This window comes from Planctomycetota bacterium (genome assembly GCA_018242585.1).
Lineage (GTDB): Bacteria > Planctomycetota > Planctomycetia > Pirellulales > PNKZ01 > JAFEBQ01.
On the sequence record JAFEBQ010000032.1, the window covers coordinates 23,236 to 45,783 of the forward strand.

The window sequence follows — 22,548 nt, forward strand, 5'->3', positions numbered from 1 at the left end:
CACCACTCCTTACACCACCGCCGAGGAACGATCGCCGCCATGGAAACCGCCGCCGCCGAGTTTTTGCAACGCGTGCTCGAAACCCCCAGCCCCAGCGGCTTTGAAGCCCCGGTCCAAGCCCACGTTCGCGATTACCTGGCCGGCACGGCCGACGAGATTCGCACCGATCTGCACGGGAACGTCATCGCGGTCAAAAATCCCGACGCGCCGCTGCGCGTCATGCTGGCCGGCCACGCCGACCAGATTGGCATGCTGGTTCAATACATCGACACCGAAGGTTTTCTCTACGTGCAGATGATCGGCGGTTGGGATCCGCAAGTGTTGATCGGCCAACGGATGACGGTCTGGACCGCCGGCGGGCCGGTGCCGGGTATCATCGCGCGCAAGCCGATTCATCTGCTGACCGACGAAGAGCGGAAGCAGGTCGTCAAGCTCAAGGATCTGTGGCTCGACATCGGCGCGACCAGCCGCGAAGACGCGCAAGCGGTCACGCGGATCGGCGACCCGGTCACGATGGACCTCCGCTACCAGCCCATGCGCAACGGCTTTGCCTACGCCACGGCCATGGACGACAAGTGCGGCATGTGGACGGTGGTCGAAGCGTTTCGCCGGGCCAGCATGCGGAAACTCGACTGTGCGCTGTATTGCGTGAGCACGGTACAGGAAGAGATCGGGCTGCGCGGGGCCACGACCTCGACCTTCTCGGTGCATCCGCAGGTCGGCATCGCGGTCGACGTGACCCACGCCACCGACTGTCCCTCGATCGACAAGAAGCAAGAAGGAGACGTTAAACTCGGCGGCGGCCCGGTGATTTACCGTGGGCCGAACATGAACCCGCGGGTGGTCGATCGTCTGGTCAGTTGTGCCCAGTCGGCGAACATTCCACACCAGTTGGCCGCCTCGGGCCGCGCGACCGGCACCGACGCCAACACCATGCAAATCGCCCGCGGCGGCGTGGCCACGGCGCTGGTCAGCATTCCGAACCGTTACATGCACAGCCCGGTCGAAATGATTTCGCTGCCGGATATCGACCGCGCGGCGGACCTGCTGGCCGAGTTCATCGGCTCGGTCACGGCGAATGATGATTTTACGCCGTGAAGACGCGATTAGCGGTTAGCAATGGTGTTGTGAAAGCGAGTGTTCGGAGCGGTCTGACGAAGTGCCTCGAAGGGCTAACAACAATTGCCTTGTCTTGCCCAGCCTTTTTTCGGTGTTCGTGGCGCCTCGACAAAAACCGTGTCGAACAGTATTGGGCCTAAGGCCGGTTGGTCTACGATTGATTTCGCTAGGCCAATAAGGCGCGATCAGCCGCGGCTTCGTTACTGGCCGCGCTGGGCTCGAGCACGTCGGCCGCCAGCCGGCGATAGTCGTCGGCCCCGTGCGAGTCGGCCGCGTACTGAAAGATCGACTGCCCAAAGCTGGGCGCCTCGGCCAGTCGAATGTTCCGGCGGATGCGCGTGGGAAAAATCTTGGCGGCGGCCCACGGGCCACCCGACGCCTGGGCCCGCTCGAAAAAGTCAGTGACGTCCTGCGTCACTTCCGTGGCCAGTCGGGTCGCCGACTCGAACATGCACAACACCACGCCCGAGACGTGCAGCCGCGGGTTCAATCGCCGCTGCACCAGTTCGATCGTCTCAAGCAGTTTGCTCAAGCCGTGCAGCGCCAGGAAGTGAGGCTGCAACGGAATAAACACCTCGTCGACCGCGGCCAGGGCGTTGAGCGTCAGCACTCCCAACGACGGCGGACAATCGATCAGGGTGTAGTCGAACGAGGCTTCGGCGCTGCTGGGGTCAGCGGGGCGATCTTTGCTGAACTGATCGCGCAGGATTAGTTCGCGCCCCACGACGCCGGCCAATTCCATTTCGGCGGCGGCCAGATCGATGTGCGAACCGACCAGCCACAGTCGCTCGTCGACCTGCTGGCGCACCTGGGCCAAACTGGCGTGCGACAACAGCACTTCGTAGATTGAGCCGGTCTCGCCGCTGGGTTCGACACCCAGGTGGAGCGTGGCGTGGGCCTGGGGGTCCAGGTCGATCAACTGGACGCGCTGACCCGACTCGGCCAGCGCGGCGCTCAGATTGACGGCCGTGGTCGTCTTTCCCACGCCCCCTTTTTGATTGATGATGGCAATCGAGCGCATCGCAAATCCGTTGGCGAAAGCTGTGCAATCGGGCTGTTTGGTCCGCCCTTGGCCGCGGCAGTATAGCCCGGTCGGGCAAAACGAGGGAACCCCGCTTCGCCGGTCCCGCAGGCTGCGATAGCGTTCTGCTGGCGTGGCGATTATCGTATGGGCTGGGGACGTTTGTTGCTGGTTTTTCGCAGGTGGAACCCGTCCGATGCGCGTGATTGTCGAAGCCAATGCCGACCAGGTTGCCCGCCGCGCGGCCGATTTTGTCGCTGACCTGGTCCGCAATACTCCCAAGTGCGTGCTCGGGCTGGCCACGGGGGGCACGCCGCTGGGGCTGTATCGCGAGTTGGCGCGCCGGCACCGGGACGAGGCGCTCGACTTCTCGCGCGTGGTCACGTTCAACCTCGACGAGTACGTCGGGCTCGAACCGACCCATCCGCAGAGCTACCGGCACTTCATGGACATGAACTTGTTCCGACACCTGAACGTCGACCTGCGCAATACGCACGTGCCCGACGGGCTGGCCGATGACGTCGAAAAGGCGTGCCGCCAGTACGAGCAGATGATCCGCGACGAAGGAGGGATCGACTTGCAGGTGCTGGGCATCGGCACCGACGGACACATTGCCTTTAACGAGCCCGGCTCGTCGCTCGGCAGCCGGACGCGGATCAAGTCGCTGACCCATGAAACCGTTCGCGACAACGCGCGATTCTTCGGCAGCGAAGAAGCGGTGCCGCGGCTGGCGATCACGATGGGGGTGGGGACCATCCTGGAATCGCGGCGTTGTTTGCTGCTGGCCTGTGGCAAGGCCAAGGCCCAGGCCGTTGCCGCCACGGTCGAAGGACCGGTGACGGCCCAGGTGACCGCCTCGGCGTTGCAACTTCACCGGGAGGTGATTGCCGTCATCGACGAAGAAGCGGCCAGCATGCTGCGCCGACGCGAGTATTATTGTCAGGTCGAATCGGCCCAGGCCGAGTTGGAACGCCGCCGCAAGTCCTCGCGCGCGTAAGAGCGGACGGGGCGCGGCTTAGCGACTCAACTCGGTGCGCAGGAAGTCGGCCAGCGCACGACTGAACTTCTTTTCGAGCACGGCTTCGGCCCGCGTCCCCAGCAGGGCAATCCGCCCCGTGTCGGGTTCAAACAGAAACGTCGTTTCGTGTTCCTCGTGCTCGAAGGTCAGACCATAGCGCCAGGCCGGCGGCGGCGACCCTTCCGGACGCTTGTGGGCCGTGGCTTCCCAATCGTAGCCCGACTTGTGCAGCAGCGCGTCGCGCAGATAGTCCACTCCCACGGCATGAGTCACCGCGCGATTTTTGAGGACGCGCAGCTTTTGGGGTGGTACGAAGATGGTCACGATCGAACTCGGCTCTTCCCCCTTGGCCGTGACGGGCGCGTCGACCGCGCCGAGCGGCTGTAATTCGAGGGCGATCACGGGCGAGCCGCGCGCGATTAGCCAGACGGCCGACTCGCCCCACAGCTCGCGCGTCTGCCGCTGTTGGGTGTAGAAGTAGTATTGCGCGATGGCCGCCCCTGCCAGGGCGATGAACAGAATGACCAGCAGCGCGGCCCGCCCCGGAATGGTTCGCGCCGGCGACGGCTGTTTTTTCTTGAGCTTGGGCATGCGTTCCTGCGTTTCGATTCAGGGTTTTGTTTTAACCAGCGATCACGTTCTGCTGACGCAACGTGGTGATTTGGGCTGGTGTGTAGCCGAGCCATTCGATGAGGACTTCGTCGGTGTGTTCGCCAAGTTCCGGCGGCGCACTTGGTGGGGCGCGCTCCGCGTCGGACCAGTGGATGGGGCTGCCGAGCAATTGGTAGCTGCGCCCAGCGCGATCGGTGACCGTGTGGATCATCTGCCGCGCGACGACATGCGGCGCGTGGACCGCCTGATCCAGCGGCACGACAACCGTGTGGGGCACTTCGGCCTCGGTGAGGGCTTGCTGCCAGTCGGCCGTCGTGCGTGTGCGCATCACATGATCGACCAGCGGCACCAGCACGGTGCGATGTTCCACGCGCGCGGGGTTCGTCGCGAACCGCACGTCGGTCGTCCATTCATCGCGCCCGACACGTTGGCAGAACCGCACCCATTGCCGATCGGCCCCGATGGCCAGCACCACGTAGCCATCGGCCGTGGGGAAAACCTCGTACGGGACGATTTGCGGATGGGCGTTCCCCCACCGTTGCGGACGCTGCCCGGTGAGGAGCGTGCTTTGGGCCACGTTCACCAGCGACGCCAAGGTGCAATCGGCCAGGGCCAGGTCAAACGCCCGGGCTGGTTGTCCCCGCTCGCGAGCCAGCAGCCCAGCCAGCGCACTGGTCGCCGTGTACAAGCCGGTCAAAACATCGGTGATGGCCACGCCGACTTTCATCGGCGCGCCGGCCGCGTCGCCAGTGATCCCCATCAAGCCGCTGCCCGCCTGAATCATCAGGTCATAGCCCGGCACGCCGGCCAGCGGCCCTTGGCGTCCATAAGCCGAAATCGAGCAGCAGACCAGCCGCGGGTTCAATTGCCGCAAGCGATCGGGCGTCAGGCCGAGCGTGGGAAGCGAGTCGGCCAGGAAGTTTTCGACCAGCACGTCGGCCCGGCCGACCAGTCCGTCGAGGACTTCGCGCCCGGCGGCCGACGCCAGGTCCAAGGCCAGCGAACGCTTGTTCCGGTTGCACGACAGAAAATACGCGCTCGGGCCGCGGCTTCCGTCGGCAAGGCCGGCAACGAACGGCGGGCCCCAATGCCGAGTGTCGTCCCCCTGCCCCGGCCGCTCGATCTTGACCACGTCGGCCCCCAGATCGGCCAGCACTTGCGTACAGACCGGGCCGGCCAGAATGCGCGACAGGTCGAGCACTCGAATCCCAGCTAGCGGCAAAGGTTGCGACGTCATGGTTCGTTCGGGGCGGGCGACGCGCCGCGGCACCTGTTGCCGGCGGCTGCGCGCCAGTATATTGTCAGCGACCGCAGATGCAGAGTCGTAAAGTTCGGGAAAAGCATGATGGCCAACGCCTACGATCCTTACCGCGAAGCGCTCGTTGTCGAAACCAACACCATCTGGCCGACGGAATTGGCCACGGTCGAGCCCGCGCGCCGCGCGCAGGTTGACCACGCCTTGCACGCCGAGCCCCAGGCGGCGGCGAATCTCGATTATGTCCGCCTGCACACCGGCTTCTGTCGCGAGATCACGGTGTCGCCGGCCGACATGGAACGGCTCGCCTCGTGAGTAAGCCGGCGTCACGCACCGTCGCGGTGTCGCTCGGCCCGCGCAGTTACACCATCGAAATCGGCGCTGGCACGCTGGCCGGCGTGGCCGATTTTCTGCAAGCGCGGCGCAAAACCTCGCACGTCGTCATCGTCACCGATGAAAACGTCGAGACGACCCACGGCAACCAGGTGGCCGAATATCTGGACGGTGCCGACATTGCCGTCGACTTGGTCGTGGTCGAACCGGGGGAAGAGACCAAGTCGGTCGACGTCGCCAACCAGATCTGGCAAAAGATGCTCGAGGTCGAGGCCGACCGCAAAAGCATCGTCATGGCCATCGGTGGCGGAGTGGTCGGCGATCTGGCCGGCTTTGTGGCCGCGTCGTACGCACGAGGGATCGGCTTTGTGCAGATTCCGACCACGCTCTTGGCCCAGGTCGACAGCTCGGTCGGCGGCAAGGTCGGCGTGAACCTGCCGCGGGCCAAGAACATGGTCGGCGCGTTCTGGCAACCGCTGGGCGTGCTGATCGACACCGACGTGCTGGCGACGCTGGGCGATCGCGAGTATCGCTGCGGCCTGGCCGAAGTGGTGAAGTACGGCGTGATTCTGGACGCTGACTTCTTCGCCGAACTCGAAGCCAACAAGGCCGGGCTCGTGAATCGGCATGCCGACACGCTCGAACGGGTGATCGCCCGCAGTTGCGAGCTCAAGGCGCAAGTCGTCACGCAAGACGAACGCGAAGAGACGGGCCTGCGGGCGGTGCTCAACTATGGCCACACATTCGCCCACGCCATCGAAGCGATTGCCGGCTATGGCCAGTTCCAGCACGGCGAAGCAGTGTCGATCGGCATGATCTGCGCCAGCCTTCTAGCCGAGCGGCTGGGACGGATCGACAGCGAAACCACCCGGCGACAGTTTGAGTTGCTCCGACATTTGGGCCTGCCGGTGCAATTGCCGGCGCTCGACCACGACCGGCTGATCCAGGCGATGCGACACGACAAGAAAGTCGAGCACGGCAAGCTGCGGTTCGTCTTGCCGTCGAAGCTCGGCCACGTGGAACTCGTCGGCGATGTCGACGTGGCCCACGTCCGCGCAGTGTTGAAGGACGCTTCGGCTTGACGTGCTGTAACAATCGTGTGCGACATCGCGCGAACCCTTCTCCCTCCGGGAGAAGGTGGCGGCGCTAGCCGACGGATGAGGGTTCCCGCCGCGAGCCGTTCGATAGTGCGCCATGAACTCGGCACACTGCGCGCGAGCTTTGCTCGGCCTGCGACGTCCTTACCCTCCCCCCTGCCCCTCCCTGGAAGGGAGGGGTGTTTGTCGCGCGTGGCACTTGAGTCGCATGCCAGTCTTGCGCGACTCCTGCTTCAGACTTGACCCTCATCCGGCCTTCGGCCACCTTCTCCCCGGGGGAGAAGGGTTGGTGCACGCTGGGTAATGATGGGAGCCGCGTGGGCCAGTGACGTCGCGCGGTCGAGTTCTGGCACGTGATCGTGCGGCTGGGGGGACAGCCAGATCGCCTGCCAACCGGCGGCCCGGGCGGCCAGATAGTCGTTCGTCAGATCGTCACCGACTAGTAGCAACTGCTCGGGCGGCAACTCCAGCCGACTGGCCACGGCGGCAAAGAAGTCGGCACCCGGCTTGCGCCAGCCGATTTCCGACGAGATGAACAGCCGGTCGACCGACCGCAGCGCCGGCAATCGCTCACAGATGCCGCGCAGCCGGGCGTCGAAGTTCGACGCCATACCCACCGGCAATCTTAAAGCGCCCACGTGCGTCAGGATCGTTTCCGCCGCGGCGTCCAACTGCCAAGAGTCAGCAAGGGCGAAGTGGTCCCACAGTTGCTCGAAGACGGGCGAAGTGTCAGGCACGTCGTCGAAGACCGCGGCGACGATCCGCTGCCAGCGCTGGCGTTCCAGCGCTTCGTCGGTTCGCTGATTGCGCTCGGCGTCGCGCGCTTCCTCGGCCGCCAGGGCGGCGCGGAAGCGGTACTTCAAGTCAGCCAGCCCGTACCGCGAGCCGTGCCGCGCACCGGCCACGTGGTACGCTTCGGCCACGGTGGGTCGCGCGTGCAGCAGGGTGCCGACGGCGTCGAACAACACCGCGGCAATGGGCGTCGCGGCCGGCGTCATCGTGGCGCTACTTTCCGGAAAGCCGGCCGATGTCCAGGTAGGTGACAAAGACCATCAGCGTCAGGATGAACAGCAGCCCGGCGTACTGGAAGCCGATCATCACGCGCTCGCTGACCGGCTTGCGGCGGATCCCTTCCAAGGTCAGGAAGACCATGTGCCCGCCGTCGAGGACCGGAATGGGCAGAAAGTTGACCACCGCCAGGTTGGCGCTAAGCATGGTGCAGAACAGCAAGAAGCTGGCCAGGCCTGCCTGGGCCGCGTAGCCGGCCTGCTTGAAGATTTCGATCGGTCCGCCGAACTGGTTGGCCGGCAGACGACCTTGGAACAGGCGCTGCAAGACGCGATAGATCAAGAAGACCGAGTCCGTGGCCCGAGCGGCACCCAATTGGACCGCTTCACCGAACGTCTCGCCCTTTTGCAGCACGGAAACTCGCAGGAACAGAAACCCACGATCGTCCGAAAAACGATGATCGTTCAGCCGCGGAACGAGCGCCACTTTGCGCTCGGTCTTGTTCGATTCGACCGTCATCTCGATCGGACACGTTGGGTTGATCGATTGCAAAAGTTCATCGTGGAAGTAAGCCCAGTTGAACTTCTGGTCGTCGAACTTGTAGAGCTGATCTTCCCAGTCCTGATAGTCGTCCTTGGTCTTCTCGGTGCGCGGCCCGACAAAGGCCGACACCAGCCGATCGCCCACCTTGATCTCTGCTTTATCCGCCGGGCTGCCCGGCTCAACCGCTTGGACCGTGGACAGGACGCGAAAGGCGACTCCCAGCGCCGGCACTGAAATCGGCGCAGCCGGGCTGATCACGTCGATCCATTCGGCGGCGCGCAACGTGACCGGCACCGTGCGTGTCGTGGTCTGGCCATCTTTCTCGCGCGAAAGCTCCAACTTCACTTCCTTCGTGCCCAGTTGTCGCAGGCGCTCGGCCAGCGTCAGCGGATCGCCCGCGGGCTGCCCGTCGATGTTGACGATCCGCTCGCCCACTTCCAGCTTGGCGGCGGCAGCCGGCGAATTGTTTTGAATGGCGACGATGGGGCCAGCCGTGACGGTGAGCCCGAAATCACGCATCGTTTGCGGCGGCACCGTACACTTGACGTCCGCCACTTTATCTCCGTCGGTTCGCTTGACTGACAGCTCCAACGGCTTGTCGGCGTCGCGCAGACAAATCGCCGCGAACTCGGCCTGGTTATGCACGCGCTGGCCGTTGACGGCTTCGACGCGATCCTTCGGCTTGAGCGCTGGCGACGCCTGGCTGGCCGCCGAGTGGGGGCGCGCCACCACTTCGTTGCCGAACTCCAACCGATAAGCCATCGCCACGCCAATCGTCGGCGGCGAATCGGCTTCGCTACGCGGGTGCAGAATGACGGGCCGCGGCTCCTTCTCGCCGGGGAACAGCACGACCGTTTTCAGATCGTCTTCGACGCGGCTCAGCGAGACGCTTTCTTTCAAGTCGCGGAAGACCTGGCTTCGCTTGCCGCCGATTTCGAGGAACTTGGCCCCCAGCGGCAAACCAACTTGCCACGACGTAGTGCCCGGCACGGTTCCGCCGACGACGTTGGCGATTTCTTCCACGCCCAGCCCGTAGGCGATCGTTGCCATCACGTACGCGAAGATCAGGTTCATGATCACGCCGGCCGAGATGATCGCCATCCGCTGCGGCACCGTCTTGGCCAAGTAGCTGCGCGGGTCGTGCGCCACGGGCGATTCGGATGTGGGCTCGGCCGGCAAGTCGCCGTGCGGCACATGATGCTCGTCCCCTTGCCGCGAGCGATCCATTTCGTCGGCCATGTTCTGGGGATTGTCGTCCTGCCCCAGCATCTTCACGTAACCGCCGAATGGGATCACGCCGATGCCGTACTCGGTTTCGCCCCAGCGGAAACGCGCGAAGCGCAGCCCGTAGGGATCGAAGCCCAGGTAGAACTTCTCGCACTTCACGCCGCACCACTTGGCGACCAGGAAGTGCCCCAGCTCATGGACGAAAATGACGAACCCCAAGCCGGCGACGACCGAGGCCATCAGGGGCCAATTGGCCGGGGTGAAGAACCACAAAACCTTGTCCGACAGCGATGCGATCAAGTACATACCCAACGTGATATCTCCTGGCGCGCCCAAGCGTCGAGTTCAAGCAACCGCTCGAGCGACGGCGACGATTCAAAGTGATGATGTTCCAGCACGCTCCGACAGGCCGGAACGATCTCGGTAAATCTTAGCTCGCCCGCCAAAAAAGCCGCTACCGCGGCTTCGTTAGCGGCATTGACAACTGCACCGGCTGTACCGCCGGCACGGGCCACTTCGTGCCCTAACAAAAGGGCCGGAAAACGCTCCACATCCGGTGGTTCCAATTCCAGGCGCTGTCCGCGGGTCCAATCGACCCGGGCCGCCGGTCCAACCGTCCGATTCGGCCAATTCAGCGCATACTGAATGGGCAATTTCATGTCCGGCGGGCTCAGTTGGGCAATCACCGAACCATCGACGAACTCGACCAGGGCGTGGATCACCGATTGGGGGTGAACCATCACCGAAATCCGATCGACGTCGATGTCGAACAGCCAGCGGGCTTCGATGATCTCGAGCGCCTTGTTCATCATCGTGGCCGAGTCGACCGTAATCTTGGGTCCCATCCGCCAATTGGGATGGGCCAGCGCCTGTTCGACCGTCACGTGTTCGAGTTGTTCCCGGCTGTAGGTCCGGAAGGGGCCGCCGCTGGCCGTCAGGACGATCCGCTCGACCTCCTGTGATCGACCGGCCTGCAGGGACTGGAACACGGCACTATGTTCGCTGTCGACGGGCAAAAGGCGGGCGTTGCGCCGCCGGGCCAGGTCCATCATCAGCGGGCCAGCCACCACCAGCGTCTCTTTATTGGCCAGGGCCACGGTCTTGCCGGCGTCGAGCGCGGCCCACGTGCTGCGCAAGCCGGCGCTGCCGACGATGGCCGATAAGACAACATCGACCTCGGGCTGGCGCACCAACTGCTCGAACGTCTCGGCCCCGGTGTGAACCTTGACGCCCAGGGGCAGATCGGACCAGTCTTGCCGCGCGGCGGCCGATGGATCGGCCACGGCGACCCAAGCGGGCATGTGCTGTCGCGCCTGCTCGGCCAGCAATTGAGTGCTGCTGCAAGCAGCCAGGCCGGCGGCACGGAGCGTCCCGTGCGAAGCGGCGATCACCTCGAGCGCATTGCGACCAATGCTCCCGGTCGAGCCGAGTACCGCGACTTGCCTTGCTTCGCTGGGCATGAAGAACCGTGGGAAAAGATCAAACTCGCGTCAGCGCGCCACCTGCTGGGCGGCACGCCAAAACCAATCGCCACAAGCCATTCGGCACGTTAGCCGAGCATGGCCAGTCCCCTGGGGACCAGGGCGAGCGCGGCATTCTAGCTTGCCCCGCGCAAGGCAAACAACCCAATCATACCGGTTATGCGGGCCACCGGCGCGATGCCGCAAACTGTCAAGTTGGTGAATGTTGACCCCCGCCGAGCGTTACAACCTAAATATTCCCATGCGATTGCCGTCGCCAAGCACTTCTAAGCGTGGTACTCGGGGTGGTCAACGCAGGAATTCGTTGGATAATGGGATGATTCGCTGGGTCGCGCTGGTGCTCGGCAGTTGCGTCGCGCCCCACGGCGGTGCTAGCAACTTCGGTGAGGACGGCGCGCAGCGGGCTGTTCGACAAACGGCCAATTTCATTGTTCCTTTTCCAGGCATTGACGGTTGCAAAGAAACTCTATGGATTCACCTCGCCCCGATCCTTCGCGCGGTTCCGAAAAGAAGACTCCTCCGGTCGGGAACAATTTGCTCTGGCTGTTGCTGCTGGCCGGCGGCATGGTGCTGTTTGTCTTGTATGTCTGGAACCCACGCCAGGAAATCGAGGTTCCCTATGGCAAACTCGGCGAGTTGATCGCCCAAGGAGCGCCCAGCCGCAACCAGAACGCGGCCATCGAGGTCAATGACAAGCTCGAAAATGAACCGGTCAAGGTGATCTATTCGCGGCTGGCCGAGTTGAAGGTCGGCACCGCCGAAATCTCCGGCAAGATCGACCGCCGCATTCAAAGTCGCGGCGACGTCCAGGGAAAAAATCCGGCGGGCAAGGTCTTTGACCAGCAAGAACAGATCGCCTTCCGCACGCCGCGGCTGGGCTTTGAAAACGACGGCGGCCGGTTCGAGCAACTGCTGCGCGACAACGGCTTCACCGATTTCAGCGGCGAAGAAGCGGCCGGCGCGCTGCGCAACTATGTGCCGATGTTGATCATCACCGGCGCCATGATCGGCGTGCTGTTGTGGATGATGCGCCGCATTGGCGGGGCCGGCTCGCCCATGGCCTTTGGCCGCAGCCGCGGCAAACTCTATGCCCAGGAAGACATCGGCGTCACGTTTGACGATGTGGCCGGCGTCGAAGAGGCGGTCGAAGAGCTGCGCGAAGTCGTCGAGTTCCTCAAGAACCCGGAAAAGTTTCAGATCCTGGGCGGGCGCATTCCCAAGGGGGTGCTCTTGGTCGGGCCGCCGGGCACCGGCAAGACCTTGCTGGCCAAGGCGATCGCCGGCGAGGCGGGCGTGCCGTTCTTCAGTCTGTCGGGCTCGGACTTTGTCGAAATGTTCGTTGGCGTCGGTGCCGCGCGTGTTCGCGACATGTTCCAACAGGCCGAAGGCAAGGCCCCCTGCATCATCTTCATCGACGAACTTGACGCCCTGGGCAAAACCCGCGGCACCAGCGTCGTCGGCGGGCACGATGAACGGGAACAGACCCTGAACGCCTTGCTGGTCGAAATGGACGGCTTCAACAGCAACAGCGGCGTGATCGTGCTGGCCGCGACCAACCGGCCCGAAACGCTCGACCCCGCCCTGCTCCGCCCGGGCCGCTTTGACCGTCACGTGCTGGTCGATCGCCCCGACGTCCGCGGCCGTGAACAGATTCTGGATGTACACGTCAAGAACGTCAAAATCGACGCCGCGGTCAACCTGAAAGAAGTCGCCCGCATTACCTCGGGCTTTGTGGGGGCCGACCTGGCCAACCTGGTCAACGAGGCGGCCTTGCTCGCCGCGCGCAAGAGCAAGTCGGCCGTCGGCATGGAAGAGTTCAACGAAGGAGTCGAGCGCGTCACAGCCGGCCTCGAAAAGAAACAGCGGATCATCCTGCAAGAAGAGAAGCAACGCGTCGCCTACCACGAAAGCGGACACGCCCTGGTGGCGTACAGCCTGCCGAACACCGATCCGGTACACAAGGTTTCGATCATTCCGCGCGGCTTGGGCGCGCTGGGCTACGTGATGCAGCGCCCCGAAGGGGATCGCTACCTGATGACCCAGGCCGAACTCGAAAGCCGCATCCAAGTCCTGCTGTCCGGCACGATTGCCGAAGAGATGGTCTTCAGCGACGTGTCGACCGGCGCGCAAAACGATCTGGAGCGAGCCACCGAGATTGCCCGCAGCATGGTCATGGACTATGGCATGAGCCGGCTGGGTCGCGTGGCTTATCGCGAGAGCGGCCGCTCCGCGTTTCTGCCGGGTGCTGACGCCGGCCCGCGCGAACGAAGCCACAGCGAGCAGACCGCGCGCGAAATCGACCAGGAAGTCGGCTCGATCATCAACACGGGCTTGGACCGCGTACGACACATTCTCGAAACGCGCCGCCCGGCGCTCGAAGCCTTGGCCCAGCGGTTGATCGAGCGCGAGGTGATCGACGCGGACGAGTTGAAGCAGATCATCGAGGCCAATGCTCCCGGCCCCTGGGTCGTGCCCGGCACGACGACCGTGAAGCCGCGGCTGGTGGCGAACAAAGAAACGATCACCGACGCCGACATTGCCGAAGGTGGTTGAGACACGGGCGGCCGAGATTCACGGCTTCAACTTTCGCCGCGGCAGTCCTGTAGGTCAGGCCTTGGCCTGACGAAGTTGTGCGCACAATCGTGTCAGGCCAAGGCCTGACCTACACCTGCAAGTGCGGATACGCAGAGGCTGTGCTTACCAACTGAGTGCCCCATCTGAAAGCAGGGCGAACTCTCGTGGTTCCTCCCAACAATCCGTGGTCAGCTGCAAAAGCAGAAAGTCGCCTTGGTCAATTGCCGCAATCAGTTGAATTGAGCGTACGCTGAATCGTTCTTTCAGGTGAAGACAAATTTGATCTTCGGCGTCGAAACCCTTGCCGCCCGCCCAATCTTGGACCGCTTGCTTCGTGATCACATCCGCGTAGGTAATGCAAGATTCCATTATTATTACCCCTTCCCGAAGTCACGGAATGTCGGATGCCGCGGGATCTGAACCGGGTGCCATGCTCAAACTTCTTGTTTGATCATGCGAAGCGCTGACACGGCATGCTCAAGCCTTAAGGGCTTGAGCATGGCACCCCCTGGCGCTTCCGAGAGTCGAGAATTGCTCTCATTCACACTATGGCGCAACAAAAAGCCCCCGGTCAATGACCGGGGGCTAATAAGGCGTCATTCTCTTTCTCGGTGACTCGCTCGCCATTACTGGCCGGCCGAGTCGGCGGCATAGAACAGCGTGCTGAGTTGATGCGTCAATCGAGCGCCGGTCGACTTGCACGACAGCTCGACGCGCATCTGGTGGTTCCCTTCCTTGGCCGACTTGGCGGTGATCTTGTAGATCGTCTCGCCGTTGGCCGCCAGGGTGGCGATCGGGCGGAACGTCACGTTGCCGGCCTCAATCTGGTGCAGGCCCCCTTCGACCTGCGTGGCTTCGAGCCCGTCGCTGAAGTACGCCACGACTTCGACCTCTTCGGCGCTCTTGGTGCCGCGATTGCGGACGCGCACCGTGTAGGTCACCGTGTCGCCCACCGGAATGGGGCCCGGCGTGTCCGAGACATCCATCGCCAAGTCGGCCATCGCCAAGACTTGCGTGCTGGCGCTGGCCACCGTGCGCAGGTCTCCGTCGCCCACGACTTGCGCTTCGATCCGATTTGAACCGGTGTGCTTGAGCAGGTACTTGCATTGCAGGACTTGCTCGCTGCCCGGTTGCAGATAATCGACCGTCCACGCAACTTCGCCCGAGCGGCTGTCGGTGCGGCCACCCTGGCCGGCCGAAACCAACTCGGCGCCGCTGGGGAGCAGCGCGGTTACCTTGACCCCCTTGGCCGGGGCGTCGCCTGGATTGGTGACATGGATTTCAGCCGCCACCGGCGTGCCGGCGTAGTGAACCTTGGGAGCGGCGACCGTCGCGGCCAATTGCGCGCGGCGGACCAGCACCGCCACCGCCGCGTCGGCCTTCAGGCCGCCGTCGCCAGTGACCTCGGCCCGAATGTTCAACTGGCCGGCCTGGCGGGCGGTCAATTCGATTTCGATCGCCGTGTTCGTGCCGGCCTTCAACGTGCCGACTCGATGCGTGGCAGTCGCGCCGTCCTGGGCATGAATCGGCAACAGGTGGATCATCACGTCGTCGGCGTCGCCGGTGCCAGGATTGCTGACCGTCAGTTTGTACAGTTGTTGTTCGCCGTAGTGGACTTCCGACGGCCCCGAGATCGCCATCTGCAACTTCGGTTCCTCGACTTCCACCGTGGCTTGCGAGGCGGGCGGCGCACAGGTCCAGCGGACCACCAGATCGAACGGCTGGCTGCGGCGCGGCACGATCTTCAGCGTCAGATCCTGCTGTGACTGCGGGGCCAACGTATTCAGCTTCCATTGCAAGCCGGCTTCGGGCTGATCGGCGGCGACGCCGGCGGTTCCGAGCGGCGCTCGGGCATCGACGATTTCGGCCCAGGCCGGGATCGAGACGAACACCGTGACGTCATTGGCGACCGATTCGCCGCTGTTCTTCAGGCTGACCGTGTAAGTCGCCTCCTTGCCGACCGCGATCTTGCGCGGGCCGACCGTATCGACGCTCAGGTTTGGGCTCTTGCGCGACATGACCAGCCGATCGTTGGTCTTGGGCTGTTCGATCGGGCGCGAGGCGCTGGCGTGATCAACGCTGGGTGTCTTGCGCGGCGGCGCGGCCAGGTGATCGTTCGTCGTCAGGGGGGCTAACTGCTGGCTGCGGGCCAATCGCTGGGGCGGCGTGGAAGTCGTGGTGGTGGCGGCCGGGGTACGGCGGCTGCTGGGCGTGCTGGCGGTCGATTCGAGCACTGTAGGAACTGGCTTGGCCGCGGGCGATGTTTCGGTGTCGGCGCTGTCACCGATCCAGGCTTGCTTCTTTTCGACTTGCGTGGGTGCCTTGGGCTTGGGAGCTTCAAATGTCGTGCCGGCCGAGCGGCGCGATGAATTGCCAGCAATGCGTGGCGTTGAGTTGAGCGGCGTCTCGGCGTCTGGCGACTCCTGGTCTGGCGCGGCGCCCGGCTCGGCCGTGTCCTCGAGCGGAGTCGCGACGTGTGGCGTCCCCACACGACGTTGTGAAGGGGGCACGGTCCCTGGCGGATTTACCTTGGGACCAGTGCCGGTCGTTTTCTTCGACGCGGCCGAGTAAGCGCCGCGCGACGTGGTGCCGCTGTTGCGGCCATTGGCCGATTGTTCATTTTGCGGCGGCCCGCTGGGCGAGACGCTGAACAGCGACCGGCCAAACTTTTGCAGTCGATCGCCGAACGGTTGGCGTGGCTCGATTTCGGTTACCTGTTGCGCCCAAGCGCCTCCAGCCGTCAGAGCAACGAGGGTCGCGGCAAGCAAAGCACGGCGGTTCATGATCGACGTCCTTGGACGAATTCGGTATGGATGCCCCTACGGACCTTCCCCGTATCATTGGGAAGTTATCGACCGTGACGATTGGCGAGATTAGTACGATTGTTCGCGTCAGTAAAACTTGCGCTAATTTGCGGCGCAAGCGGCGACAGCAGCTAGCGAGTTAGGGCCGTCGAAAACACGACTGCCAAGCGAACGCTGGTATTGGGTGCCATGCTCAAGGCCCCCCCAAGGCTTGAGCATGCGAAGCCCGCACAGGCATGCTCAAGGCTTAAGGCCTTGAGCATGGCACCCGCGCCGTGAGGGAGTCCAATCAAAGCAGGACTACTCGCCCAACGAGTGCGGCACTCGCGACATGGCCGATGCTTCGCCGAGCGCGCGGAGCGTCGTGTTGAGGAAGGTGCTGGACAGAAAGCCCAGCAAGCCCCCGAGTGCCGTCGCGCTCGCCCCGCCGACGACCAGCCCGCCGTAGCCGAGCGCGTCTTCGTACAACAGCCACAGGGCCAGCAACCCCGCTGTCGCTCCCAGCGTCGCCCCCAGGCCAACGCCCAGCAGGACGGACCAACCCAAAGGCCGGCGCGAGCCCAGCCGTGTAACCGGGGCGAATCGAATGCCCGCCGTCGCCGAGGGCTGGGGGCCGTCGTCGCTCGACCGCTCGTGTCGATCTTTCAGTCGGGTGCCAAAGGCGTTGCCGGCGACATGAGCTGCCACCAGCAGGGCGCTCCACAGCAACAACGTGGCCCAGACCGCCCCCAGCAGGTGCAGCACCAGCCAGCCAACGCTCAGAACTTCCAGCAGGGTCAGCCAGTTGCGCAACGACGCGAGCGATGGCCAGCGCCGCGGGCGTGGCGTGCGATCGCTCACCTCGGTCGAACTAGGGGAACTTGCCAGGCTCATCGTTCGTCGGCCTTTCCATCAGCCGACCCTCCGCCCAGGGCCGGCTTTGATCTGGGCATTTTACATCCCCCAAGGCCAAACGATAAAGTAATCGCTCGGCGAATTAACCTGGTTCGATTTTGACCAACTCACATCACCCCTCAAGGCGAAGCTGGCATGGCAAGCGCGTCCCCCCCGCTTGAAATTGTCGCCGACTATCAATGCCGAACCGGCGAGAACCCCCTTTGGCATGCCGCCGAGCGGCGATTGTACTGGACCGACATCCCCGCGGGCCGGCTGTTCCGCTATGACCCCGTCACTGGCGAGCACGAACAAGTGTACCAGGGACGCCAGGTCGGCGGCTTCACGATCCAGGCCGACGGCTCGCTGCTGTTGTTCATGGACCGGGGCACGGTGGCCGTCTGGCGCGACGGCGAGATCGAGCGCACGATCGTCGCGGAAGTCGCCACCGAACTCGACAGCCGATTCAACGACGTGATCGCCGATCCCGCAGGACGAGTTTTCTGCGGCACCATGTCGGTCAAGGACTCCGCCGGTAAGATTCTGCGCCACGGCCGGCTCTATCGCCTGGACACCGATGGCACGCTCACTTGTCTGGTCGAAGGTGTCGGCACCAGCAACGGCATGGGCTTCACGCTCGACACGCAGTCGCTGTACCACACCGATTCCGATGTCACCGTGCGCACGATCTGGAAGTATCGCTACGAACGGTCGAGCGGAGCGATCAGCGACCGGCAATTGTTCGTCCAGGTGCCCAACGTGCCGGGCGAAGGACGTCCCGATGGGCTGACCGTCGACGCCGAAGGATACATTTGGTCGGCGCGCTGGGACGGCGCGGCCGTGGTCCGCTATTCACCCGACGGCCAGGAAGTGCAAAAGATCACGTTCCCGACGCGCAAGACAAGCTGCCCAGCCTTCGCCGGTGACAGCCTGGCCGAACTGTACGTCACGACGGCGGGTGGCGACAAACGCGAAGAAAACGGCCTGACCGCCGGGGCGCTCTATCGGACGCGCGTCGGTGTGCGCGGCTGCCCCGAGTTTCTCTCGCGCGTCGGCTTGCAGTAAGGAACCACACGTCATGGCCGATGCGCCGAAAAGCGAGCCTACTAACAACGAACCTCGCGCTGCCTTGATCACTGGCGCGTCGCGCGGCATTGGCCGAGCCATTGCCCTGGAACTGGCGCGGTTGGGCTTTGGCGTTGGAGTAAACTACGCGCGACAAGCCGCCACCGCCGAAGAAGTTGTCACCCAGATCACCCAAGCCGGCGGTCGCGCCGTGGCGCTGGCCGGCAACGTGGCCGAGGCCGCCGCCCGCGAGCGGTTGGTGGCCGAGATGGTCAAACACTTCGGCCGGCTTGACGTGCTGGTGAATAACGCCGGCATCACCTCGCCGGGACGCCGCGATTTGCTCGACGCGACCGAAGCTTCGTGGGACGAAGTATTCGCCATCAACCTGAAGGGACCGTTCTTTTTGTCGCAACTGGCCGCGCGGGCCATGATCGACCAGATTCGCGCGGGCCGCGCCACCAGCGGCAAGATCATCAACGTGTCTTCGATCTCGGCCTATGCCGTCAGCACGAATCGCGCCGACTATTGCTTGACCAAAGCGGCGCAGGGGATGCTCACCTGGTTGTTCGCCGATCGATTGGCCGAGTTCAATATCGGCGTGTTTGAAATTTGTCCCGGCGTCATCGCCACCGATATGACGGGCCCGGTCGAGGAGAAATACGATCGCTTGATCAGCGAAGGTCTTACGCCCATTCGCCGTTGGGGCCAGCCCGAGGACGTGGCCCGCGCCGTCTCGGCCGTGGTCAGCGATTATTTTCCGTTTTCGACCGGGCAACGCATCGACGTGGACGGGGGTTTTCACCTCCGCCGCCTGTAAATCGGCCCCCTAGCGGTCGCGCGGGGCACGGGCCTATAATTCGGGCAGAAACTCACTCGCGCGGCATGTTCTGCCCCGCCCGACTCGACGGCGTTTTGCTACCCGGAAGTTATTCCCGGCGCAACGCCGCCCGAGCCAATCTTGGCCAGCATCGAACCCACAGGGACCGTCCCGATGACCGCACAGTATGTTCATCCCGAGTTGCTCGTCTCGACCCAATGGGTGGCCGACCACCTCAAAGATCCCCAGGTGCGAATCGTCGAATCGGACGAAGACGTGCTGCTATTCGGCGGCGGGCACATCGAAGGGGCCGTCAAGATCGACTGGCACAACGATCTGCAAGATCAACTGGTCCGCGATTACATCGGCCGCGAGGCGTTCGAGAACCTCTGCGCCTCCAAGGGCATCAGCAACGACACCACCGTGGTCTTCTACGGCGACAAGAACAACTGGTGGGCCTGCTACGCCTTTTGGGTCTTTAAGCTCTACGGCCACGAGAAGTGTCTGTTGATGAACGGCGGTCGCAAGCGCTGGGAACTCGACGGCCGCCCCTGGGTGCGCGGCGCCGAAACGCAGTACCCGCGCGGCGCGTACAAGGCCACGCCGCAAGACAAGGCGATCCGCGCGTTTCGCGAAGAAGTGTTGCATCACCAGGCGGCCGGCAAGCCGTTGGTCGATGTCCGCTCGCCGGGCGAGTATACCGGCGAGATGTTGCACATGCCCGACTATCCGCAGGAAGGGGCCTTGCGCGGCGGCCACATCCCCACGGCCAAGAGCGTTCCTTGGAGCAAGTCGGTCAACGATGACGGCACGTTCAAAAGTCGCGAGGCGCTTGATCAGCTTTACCTGAATGAGACCAAGCTCGACCCCAAGGCCGACCTGACCATCGCTTACTGCCGGATTGGCGAGCGGTCGAGCCTGACCTGGTTTGTGCTGAAGTACCTGCTCGGGTTTCCGCGCGTCAAGAACTACGACGGTTCATGGACCGAGTGGGGCAATCTGGTCGGCGTGCCGGTGGCTAAGGGGCCCGAACCCGGCCAACCAGTGAAGGTCTCGTAATCGCCCAGCGAATCAAACGCATGTCCGAAACCACGGGCCGGCTGGCCGAGATTATCGCCGACTTTTCCGACGCCGATCCGCACGAGCGGCTGGAAATGCTGCGCGATTACTCGGACGCGGCGCCACCGCTCCCCGAGCGGTGGCGCGCCGAGCGCGACGCCGGCGTCGGCCGCGTGCCCGAGTGCATGACGCCGGTCTTTCTGTACATCGACGTCGTCGATGGCCGCGTGCACATGGTGGCCGATGTCGCGCCCGAGGCGCCGACCGTGCGGGGCGTGGTGGCCCTGCTGGTCGACGCGTTCCACGGCGCGCCGGTGGACGAAGTGCTGGCGATGCCGGCCAACCTGGTCCAACAGCTTGGCCTGCACGAAGTGCTGGGCATGCAGCGAGCCAACGGCCTGCACGGCATCCTCCGCCGCGTGCTCAACGAAGTGAGGAAGAAAGGGGCTGTCGGCTAGGAGTATCCGTCCACAGACAGCAGTCTTTCACTCCCCCACGCCCCAACACCCCCACTCCCCCACTTGGCTCAAACCGACAACGACTCGCCATTGTCGCCTGGCCCCAGCCCCAGCAACACGTCCGCCGCTCGGCTGACCCACTGCTCGGGCTTCAGGTACTCTCCCGCCTGGCCGCCGAAGCAACTGCGCAGCATGTCGGTGTCGATCACACCCGGGCTCAGCGGAACGGCCGCCATCCCCTCGGGCAACTCTTCGGCCAGCGCCTTGGTCAGGCCCTCGATCCCCCACTTGGTCGCGCAATACGGCGCGACCTCGGGTGACACCGAGCGGCCCCACCCGGAACTCAGGTTCACGATCACCCCTTGGCGACGAGCCACCATGGCCGGCACGAAATGGCGAATCACGTTCACCGGACCAGCCAGGTTCACTTGCAAGATAGCGTCGATCTCAGCGGCCGATTGCTCCCACAAGGGGCCGTTGTGCGTGATGATCGCCGCGTTGTTCACCAGAAAGTCAGGCGGCCCGGCCGTACGCAGCACATCAGCCGCCCAGGCTTTCACTTGGGCATCGTTGGTCACGTCGACCTGGGCAAAGCTGTGTGGCGCCGGAAACCGCTTGGCCAAGGCGGCAATCGCGCCGGCGTCGCGCGCGCAGCCATGCAGCGTTTGCCCGCGCGCGATCAGTTCCTCGACCCACGCGCGGCCCAGCCCGCGGCTGACGCCGGTGATCACGATTTGCAACGATTTTGACTTGGCCATGCGAGTTCTCCCCCGAAGGTGCATCGTCCGACACCCCGGTCGCGACGCAGCCATTATCGTAGCGTGCGCAGCCGGGTATGCTAGAAGCTTGGGCAGTGCTCAAGCGTGGCCTGATTCTGCCAGCGGACCCATCGAATGCCATCAACATTGACGACTCACATCCATCGATCTGCCGTGGCGATCCTAGTCGCGATACTGCTCGCGGCGTTGGCCCCTACCGCTAGCGCCGACGAAGCGCCCCGCGCGACGGCCTGTCCGCCGATCAGTCCCGAGGCCGCGGCCTTGCATCGCTCGCTGCTGTTGATCGACGGGCACAATGACCTGCCCTGGAAGGTGCGATCGAAATACCAGGGGGACTGGCGCAAAGTCGACATCGCCCAACTGCAAGCGAAGCTTCAAACGGACATTCCCCGGCTTCGCGCCGGCAACGTGGGCGCACAGTTCTGGGCGGCCTATGTGCCGGCCGAGACCGACCGAACCGGGACGGCGCTACGCGATACGCTCGATCAAATCGCCCTAATCAAGCAAATGATCGAGCGCTGGCCCGACACGTTCGCCTTGGCCCTCTCGGCCGATGATATCGAGCGGCTGCACAAGGAAGGAAAGATCGCCTCGCTGATCGGCGTCGAGGGGGGACACGCCATTCAGAACTCGTTGGCCGTGCTCGACCAGTTGTATGGCCTGGGCGTGCGCTACATGACGCTGACGCACAGTGACACCTTGGCCTGGGCCGACGCCGCGACCGACGATCCACGATCGGGCGGGCTCAACGAGTTTGGCCGCGATGTGGTGCGGCGGATGAACCGGCTGGGCATGTTGGTCGACATTTCCCACGTCGCGCCGGACACCATGTTCGACGCCCTCGAAACGTCTCGGGCCCCGATCATCGCCTCGCATTCGTCGGCCCGGGCTGTGGCCGATCATCCCCGCAACGTCCCTGACGACGTGCTGAAGCAGTTGGCCAAGCAAGGGGGCGTGGTGATGATCAACTTCTACTCGGGCTTTGTCGTGCCCGAGTCGATCGAATCGCGGCGCGAGATGTTCGCCGTCAAGCGCAAGCTGCGCGCCGAGTTGCAAGACGAAGCGAAACTCGAAGCGGCGATGAACCAGTGGGAACGGGAACATCCGGTGATTCGCGGTACCCTGAAGAACGTCGTGGACCATATCGACCATGTGGTTCGCACGGTCGGCATCGATCACGTGGGGATCGGCTCCGACTTTGACGGCGTGTCGATGACGCCGGCCGGACTGGACGACGTGTCGTGCTATCCGGCCATTACCCAGGAATTGCTGAGCCGCGGCTACTCGGCCGGCGACATTCGCAAGATCGCCGGCGAGAACTTCTTGCGCGTGATGCGCCGCGCCGAAGCGGTCGCCAAGGAACTGGCCGCCGAGTCGCCGCGCGGCAAATGAAGATTCCCGA

At 64.0% G+C, this 22,548-nt stretch carries 20 protein-coding genes; 10 read left to right on the top strand and 10 right to left on the bottom strand.

The features are described 5' to 3' along the window. The first annotated feature begins 39 nt into the window (after positions 1-39). Positions 40-1,098 carry a M42 family metallopeptidase gene (locus tag JSS27_15915; GenBank protein ID MBS0210429.1) on the top strand — a complete coding sequence of 353 codons (1,059 nt, stop codon included), beginning with the start codon at positions 40-42 and terminating at the stop codon, positions 1,096-1,098. Between the two features lie 187 nt (positions 1,099-1,285). Here JSS27_15915 and JSS27_15920 read toward each other — a convergent pair whose 3' ends face one another. Next, positions 1,286-2,140 (bottom strand): ParA family protein, encoded by an 855-nt coding sequence (locus JSS27_15920; GenBank protein ID MBS0210430.1) that lies wholly within the window; start codon positions 2,138-2,140, stop codon positions 1,286-1,288. A 196-nt stretch (positions 2,141-2,336) separates the two neighbouring features. Between JSS27_15920 and nagB the strand changes: the two genes are divergently transcribed. After that, positions 2,337-3,137, top strand: coding sequence for a glucosamine-6-phosphate deaminase (nagB, locus tag JSS27_15925; protein ID MBS0210431.1), 801 nt, complete (start codon positions 2,337-2,339; stop codon positions 3,135-3,137). An 18-nt stretch (positions 3,138-3,155) separates the two neighbouring features. Here nagB and JSS27_15930 read toward each other — a convergent pair whose 3' ends face one another. Together JSS27_15930 and JSS27_15935 are read right to left on the bottom strand one after the other, a co-directional pair. After that, positions 3,156-3,749, bottom strand: coding sequence for a hypothetical protein (locus JSS27_15930; protein MBS0210432.1), 594 nt, complete (start codon positions 3,747-3,749; stop codon positions 3,156-3,158). Positions 3,750-3,780: 31 nt separating this feature from the next. Further along, on the bottom strand, positions 3,781-5,007 hold the full coding sequence (locus JSS27_15935; GenBank protein MBS0210433.1) for a CoA transferase: 1,227 nt from the start codon (positions 5,005-5,007) through the stop codon (positions 3,781-3,783). A 108-nt stretch (positions 5,008-5,115) separates the two neighbouring features. Here JSS27_15935 and JSS27_15940 point away from each other — a divergent pair, with 108 nt between their 5' ends. Both JSS27_15940 and JSS27_15945 read left to right on the top strand, forming a co-directional pair. Continuing rightward, entirely contained in the window at positions 5,116-5,340 is a 225-nt protein-coding gene (locus tag JSS27_15940) for a hypothetical protein (protein MBS0210434.1), read from the top strand. Beyond that, entirely contained in the window at positions 5,337-6,440 is a 1,104-nt protein-coding gene (locus JSS27_15945; protein ID MBS0210435.1) for a 3-dehydroquinate synthase, read from the top strand. Before JSS27_15940 ends, JSS27_15945 begins: the two co-directional genes overlap by 4 nt. A gap of 248 nt (positions 6,441-6,688) precedes the next feature. Here the strand turns inward: JSS27_15945 and JSS27_15950 are convergent, their stop codons facing one another. The 3 genes from JSS27_15950 to JSS27_15960 are packed head-to-tail and all read right to left on the bottom strand — an operon-like array spanning position 6,689 to position 10,693. Next, the gene (locus tag JSS27_15950; protein ID MBS0210436.1) at positions 6,689-7,453 is read right to left on the bottom strand and encodes an HAD-IA family hydrolase; all 765 of its coding nucleotides are present in this window, start codon (positions 7,451-7,453) and stop codon (positions 6,689-6,691) included. 7 nt (positions 7,454-7,460) lie between these two features. Beyond that, the gene (locus JSS27_15955) at positions 7,461-9,539 is read right to left on the bottom strand and encodes a site-2 protease family protein (protein MBS0210437.1); all 2,079 of its coding nucleotides are present in this window, start codon (positions 9,537-9,539) and stop codon (positions 7,461-7,463) included. Further along, positions 9,530-10,693 (bottom strand): 1-deoxy-D-xylulose-5-phosphate reductoisomerase, encoded by a 1,164-nt coding sequence (locus JSS27_15960; GenBank protein ID MBS0210438.1) that lies wholly within the window; start codon positions 10,691-10,693, stop codon positions 9,530-9,532. Before JSS27_15960 ends, JSS27_15955 begins: the two co-directional genes overlap by 10 nt. A gap of 489 nt (positions 10,694-11,182) precedes the next feature. Between JSS27_15960 and ftsH the strand changes: the two genes are divergently transcribed. Beyond that, entirely contained in the window at positions 11,183-13,267 is a 2,085-nt protein-coding gene (gene ftsH / locus JSS27_15965) for an ATP-dependent zinc metalloprotease FtsH (GenBank protein ID MBS0210439.1), read from the top strand. A gap of 144 nt (positions 13,268-13,411) precedes the next feature. Here the strand turns inward: ftsH and JSS27_15970 are convergent, their stop codons facing one another. The 3 genes from JSS27_15970 to JSS27_15980 form a co-directional block, all read right to left on the bottom strand. Further along, on the bottom strand, positions 13,412-13,657 hold the full coding sequence (locus tag JSS27_15970; GenBank protein ID MBS0210440.1) for a hypothetical protein: 246 nt from the start codon (positions 13,655-13,657) through the stop codon (positions 13,412-13,414). A 257-nt stretch (positions 13,658-13,914) separates the two neighbouring features. Further along, positions 13,915-16,071, bottom strand: coding sequence for a DUF11 domain-containing protein (locus tag JSS27_15975; protein MBS0210441.1), 2,157 nt, complete (start codon positions 16,069-16,071; stop codon positions 13,915-13,917). A 321-nt stretch (positions 16,072-16,392) separates the two neighbouring features. Continuing rightward, complete coding sequence (locus tag JSS27_15980) at positions 16,393-16,965, bottom strand: hypothetical protein (GenBank protein ID MBS0210442.1); 573 nt, start codon at positions 16,963-16,965, stop codon at positions 16,393-16,395. Positions 16,966-17,121: 156 nt separating this feature from the next. Between JSS27_15980 and JSS27_15985 the strand changes: the two genes are divergently transcribed. The 4 genes from JSS27_15985 to JSS27_16000 all read left to right on the top strand — a co-directional run bounded on the left by JSS27_15985 (position 17,122) and on the right by JSS27_16000 (position 20,367). Beyond that, on the top strand, positions 17,122-18,030 hold the full coding sequence (locus JSS27_15985; GenBank protein MBS0210443.1) for an SMP-30/gluconolactonase/LRE family protein: 909 nt from the start codon (positions 17,122-17,124) through the stop codon (positions 18,028-18,030). Positions 18,031-18,043: 13 nt separating this feature from the next. Beyond that, complete coding sequence (locus tag JSS27_15990) at positions 18,044-18,850, top strand: 3-ketoacyl-ACP reductase (protein MBS0210444.1); 807 nt, start codon at positions 18,044-18,046, stop codon at positions 18,848-18,850. A 174-nt stretch (positions 18,851-19,024) separates the two neighbouring features. After that, positions 19,025-19,909 carry a sulfurtransferase gene (locus JSS27_15995; protein MBS0210445.1) on the top strand — a complete coding sequence of 295 codons (885 nt, stop codon included), beginning with the start codon at positions 19,025-19,027 and terminating at the stop codon, positions 19,907-19,909. 20 nt (positions 19,910-19,929) lie between these two features. Beyond that, positions 19,930-20,367: a SufE family protein gene (locus JSS27_16000; protein ID MBS0210446.1), complete on the top strand. Its 438-nt coding sequence runs from the start codon at positions 19,930-19,932 to the stop codon at positions 20,365-20,367. Between the two features lie 68 nt (positions 20,368-20,435). On the opposite strand, the gene JSS27_16005 is transcribed toward JSS27_16000, so the two are convergent. Further along, the gene (locus tag JSS27_16005) at positions 20,436-21,125 is read right to left on the bottom strand and encodes an SDR family oxidoreductase (protein ID MBS0210447.1); all 690 of its coding nucleotides are present in this window, start codon (positions 21,123-21,125) and stop codon (positions 20,436-20,438) included. Positions 21,126-21,260: 135 nt separating this feature from the next. On the opposite strand from JSS27_16005, the gene JSS27_16010 reads away from it, so the two are divergent. After that, complete coding sequence (locus JSS27_16010) at positions 21,261-22,538, top strand: dipeptidase (GenBank protein MBS0210448.1); 1,278 nt, start codon at positions 21,261-21,263, stop codon at positions 22,536-22,538. The last annotated feature ends 10 nt before the right edge of the window (positions 22,539-22,548 follow it).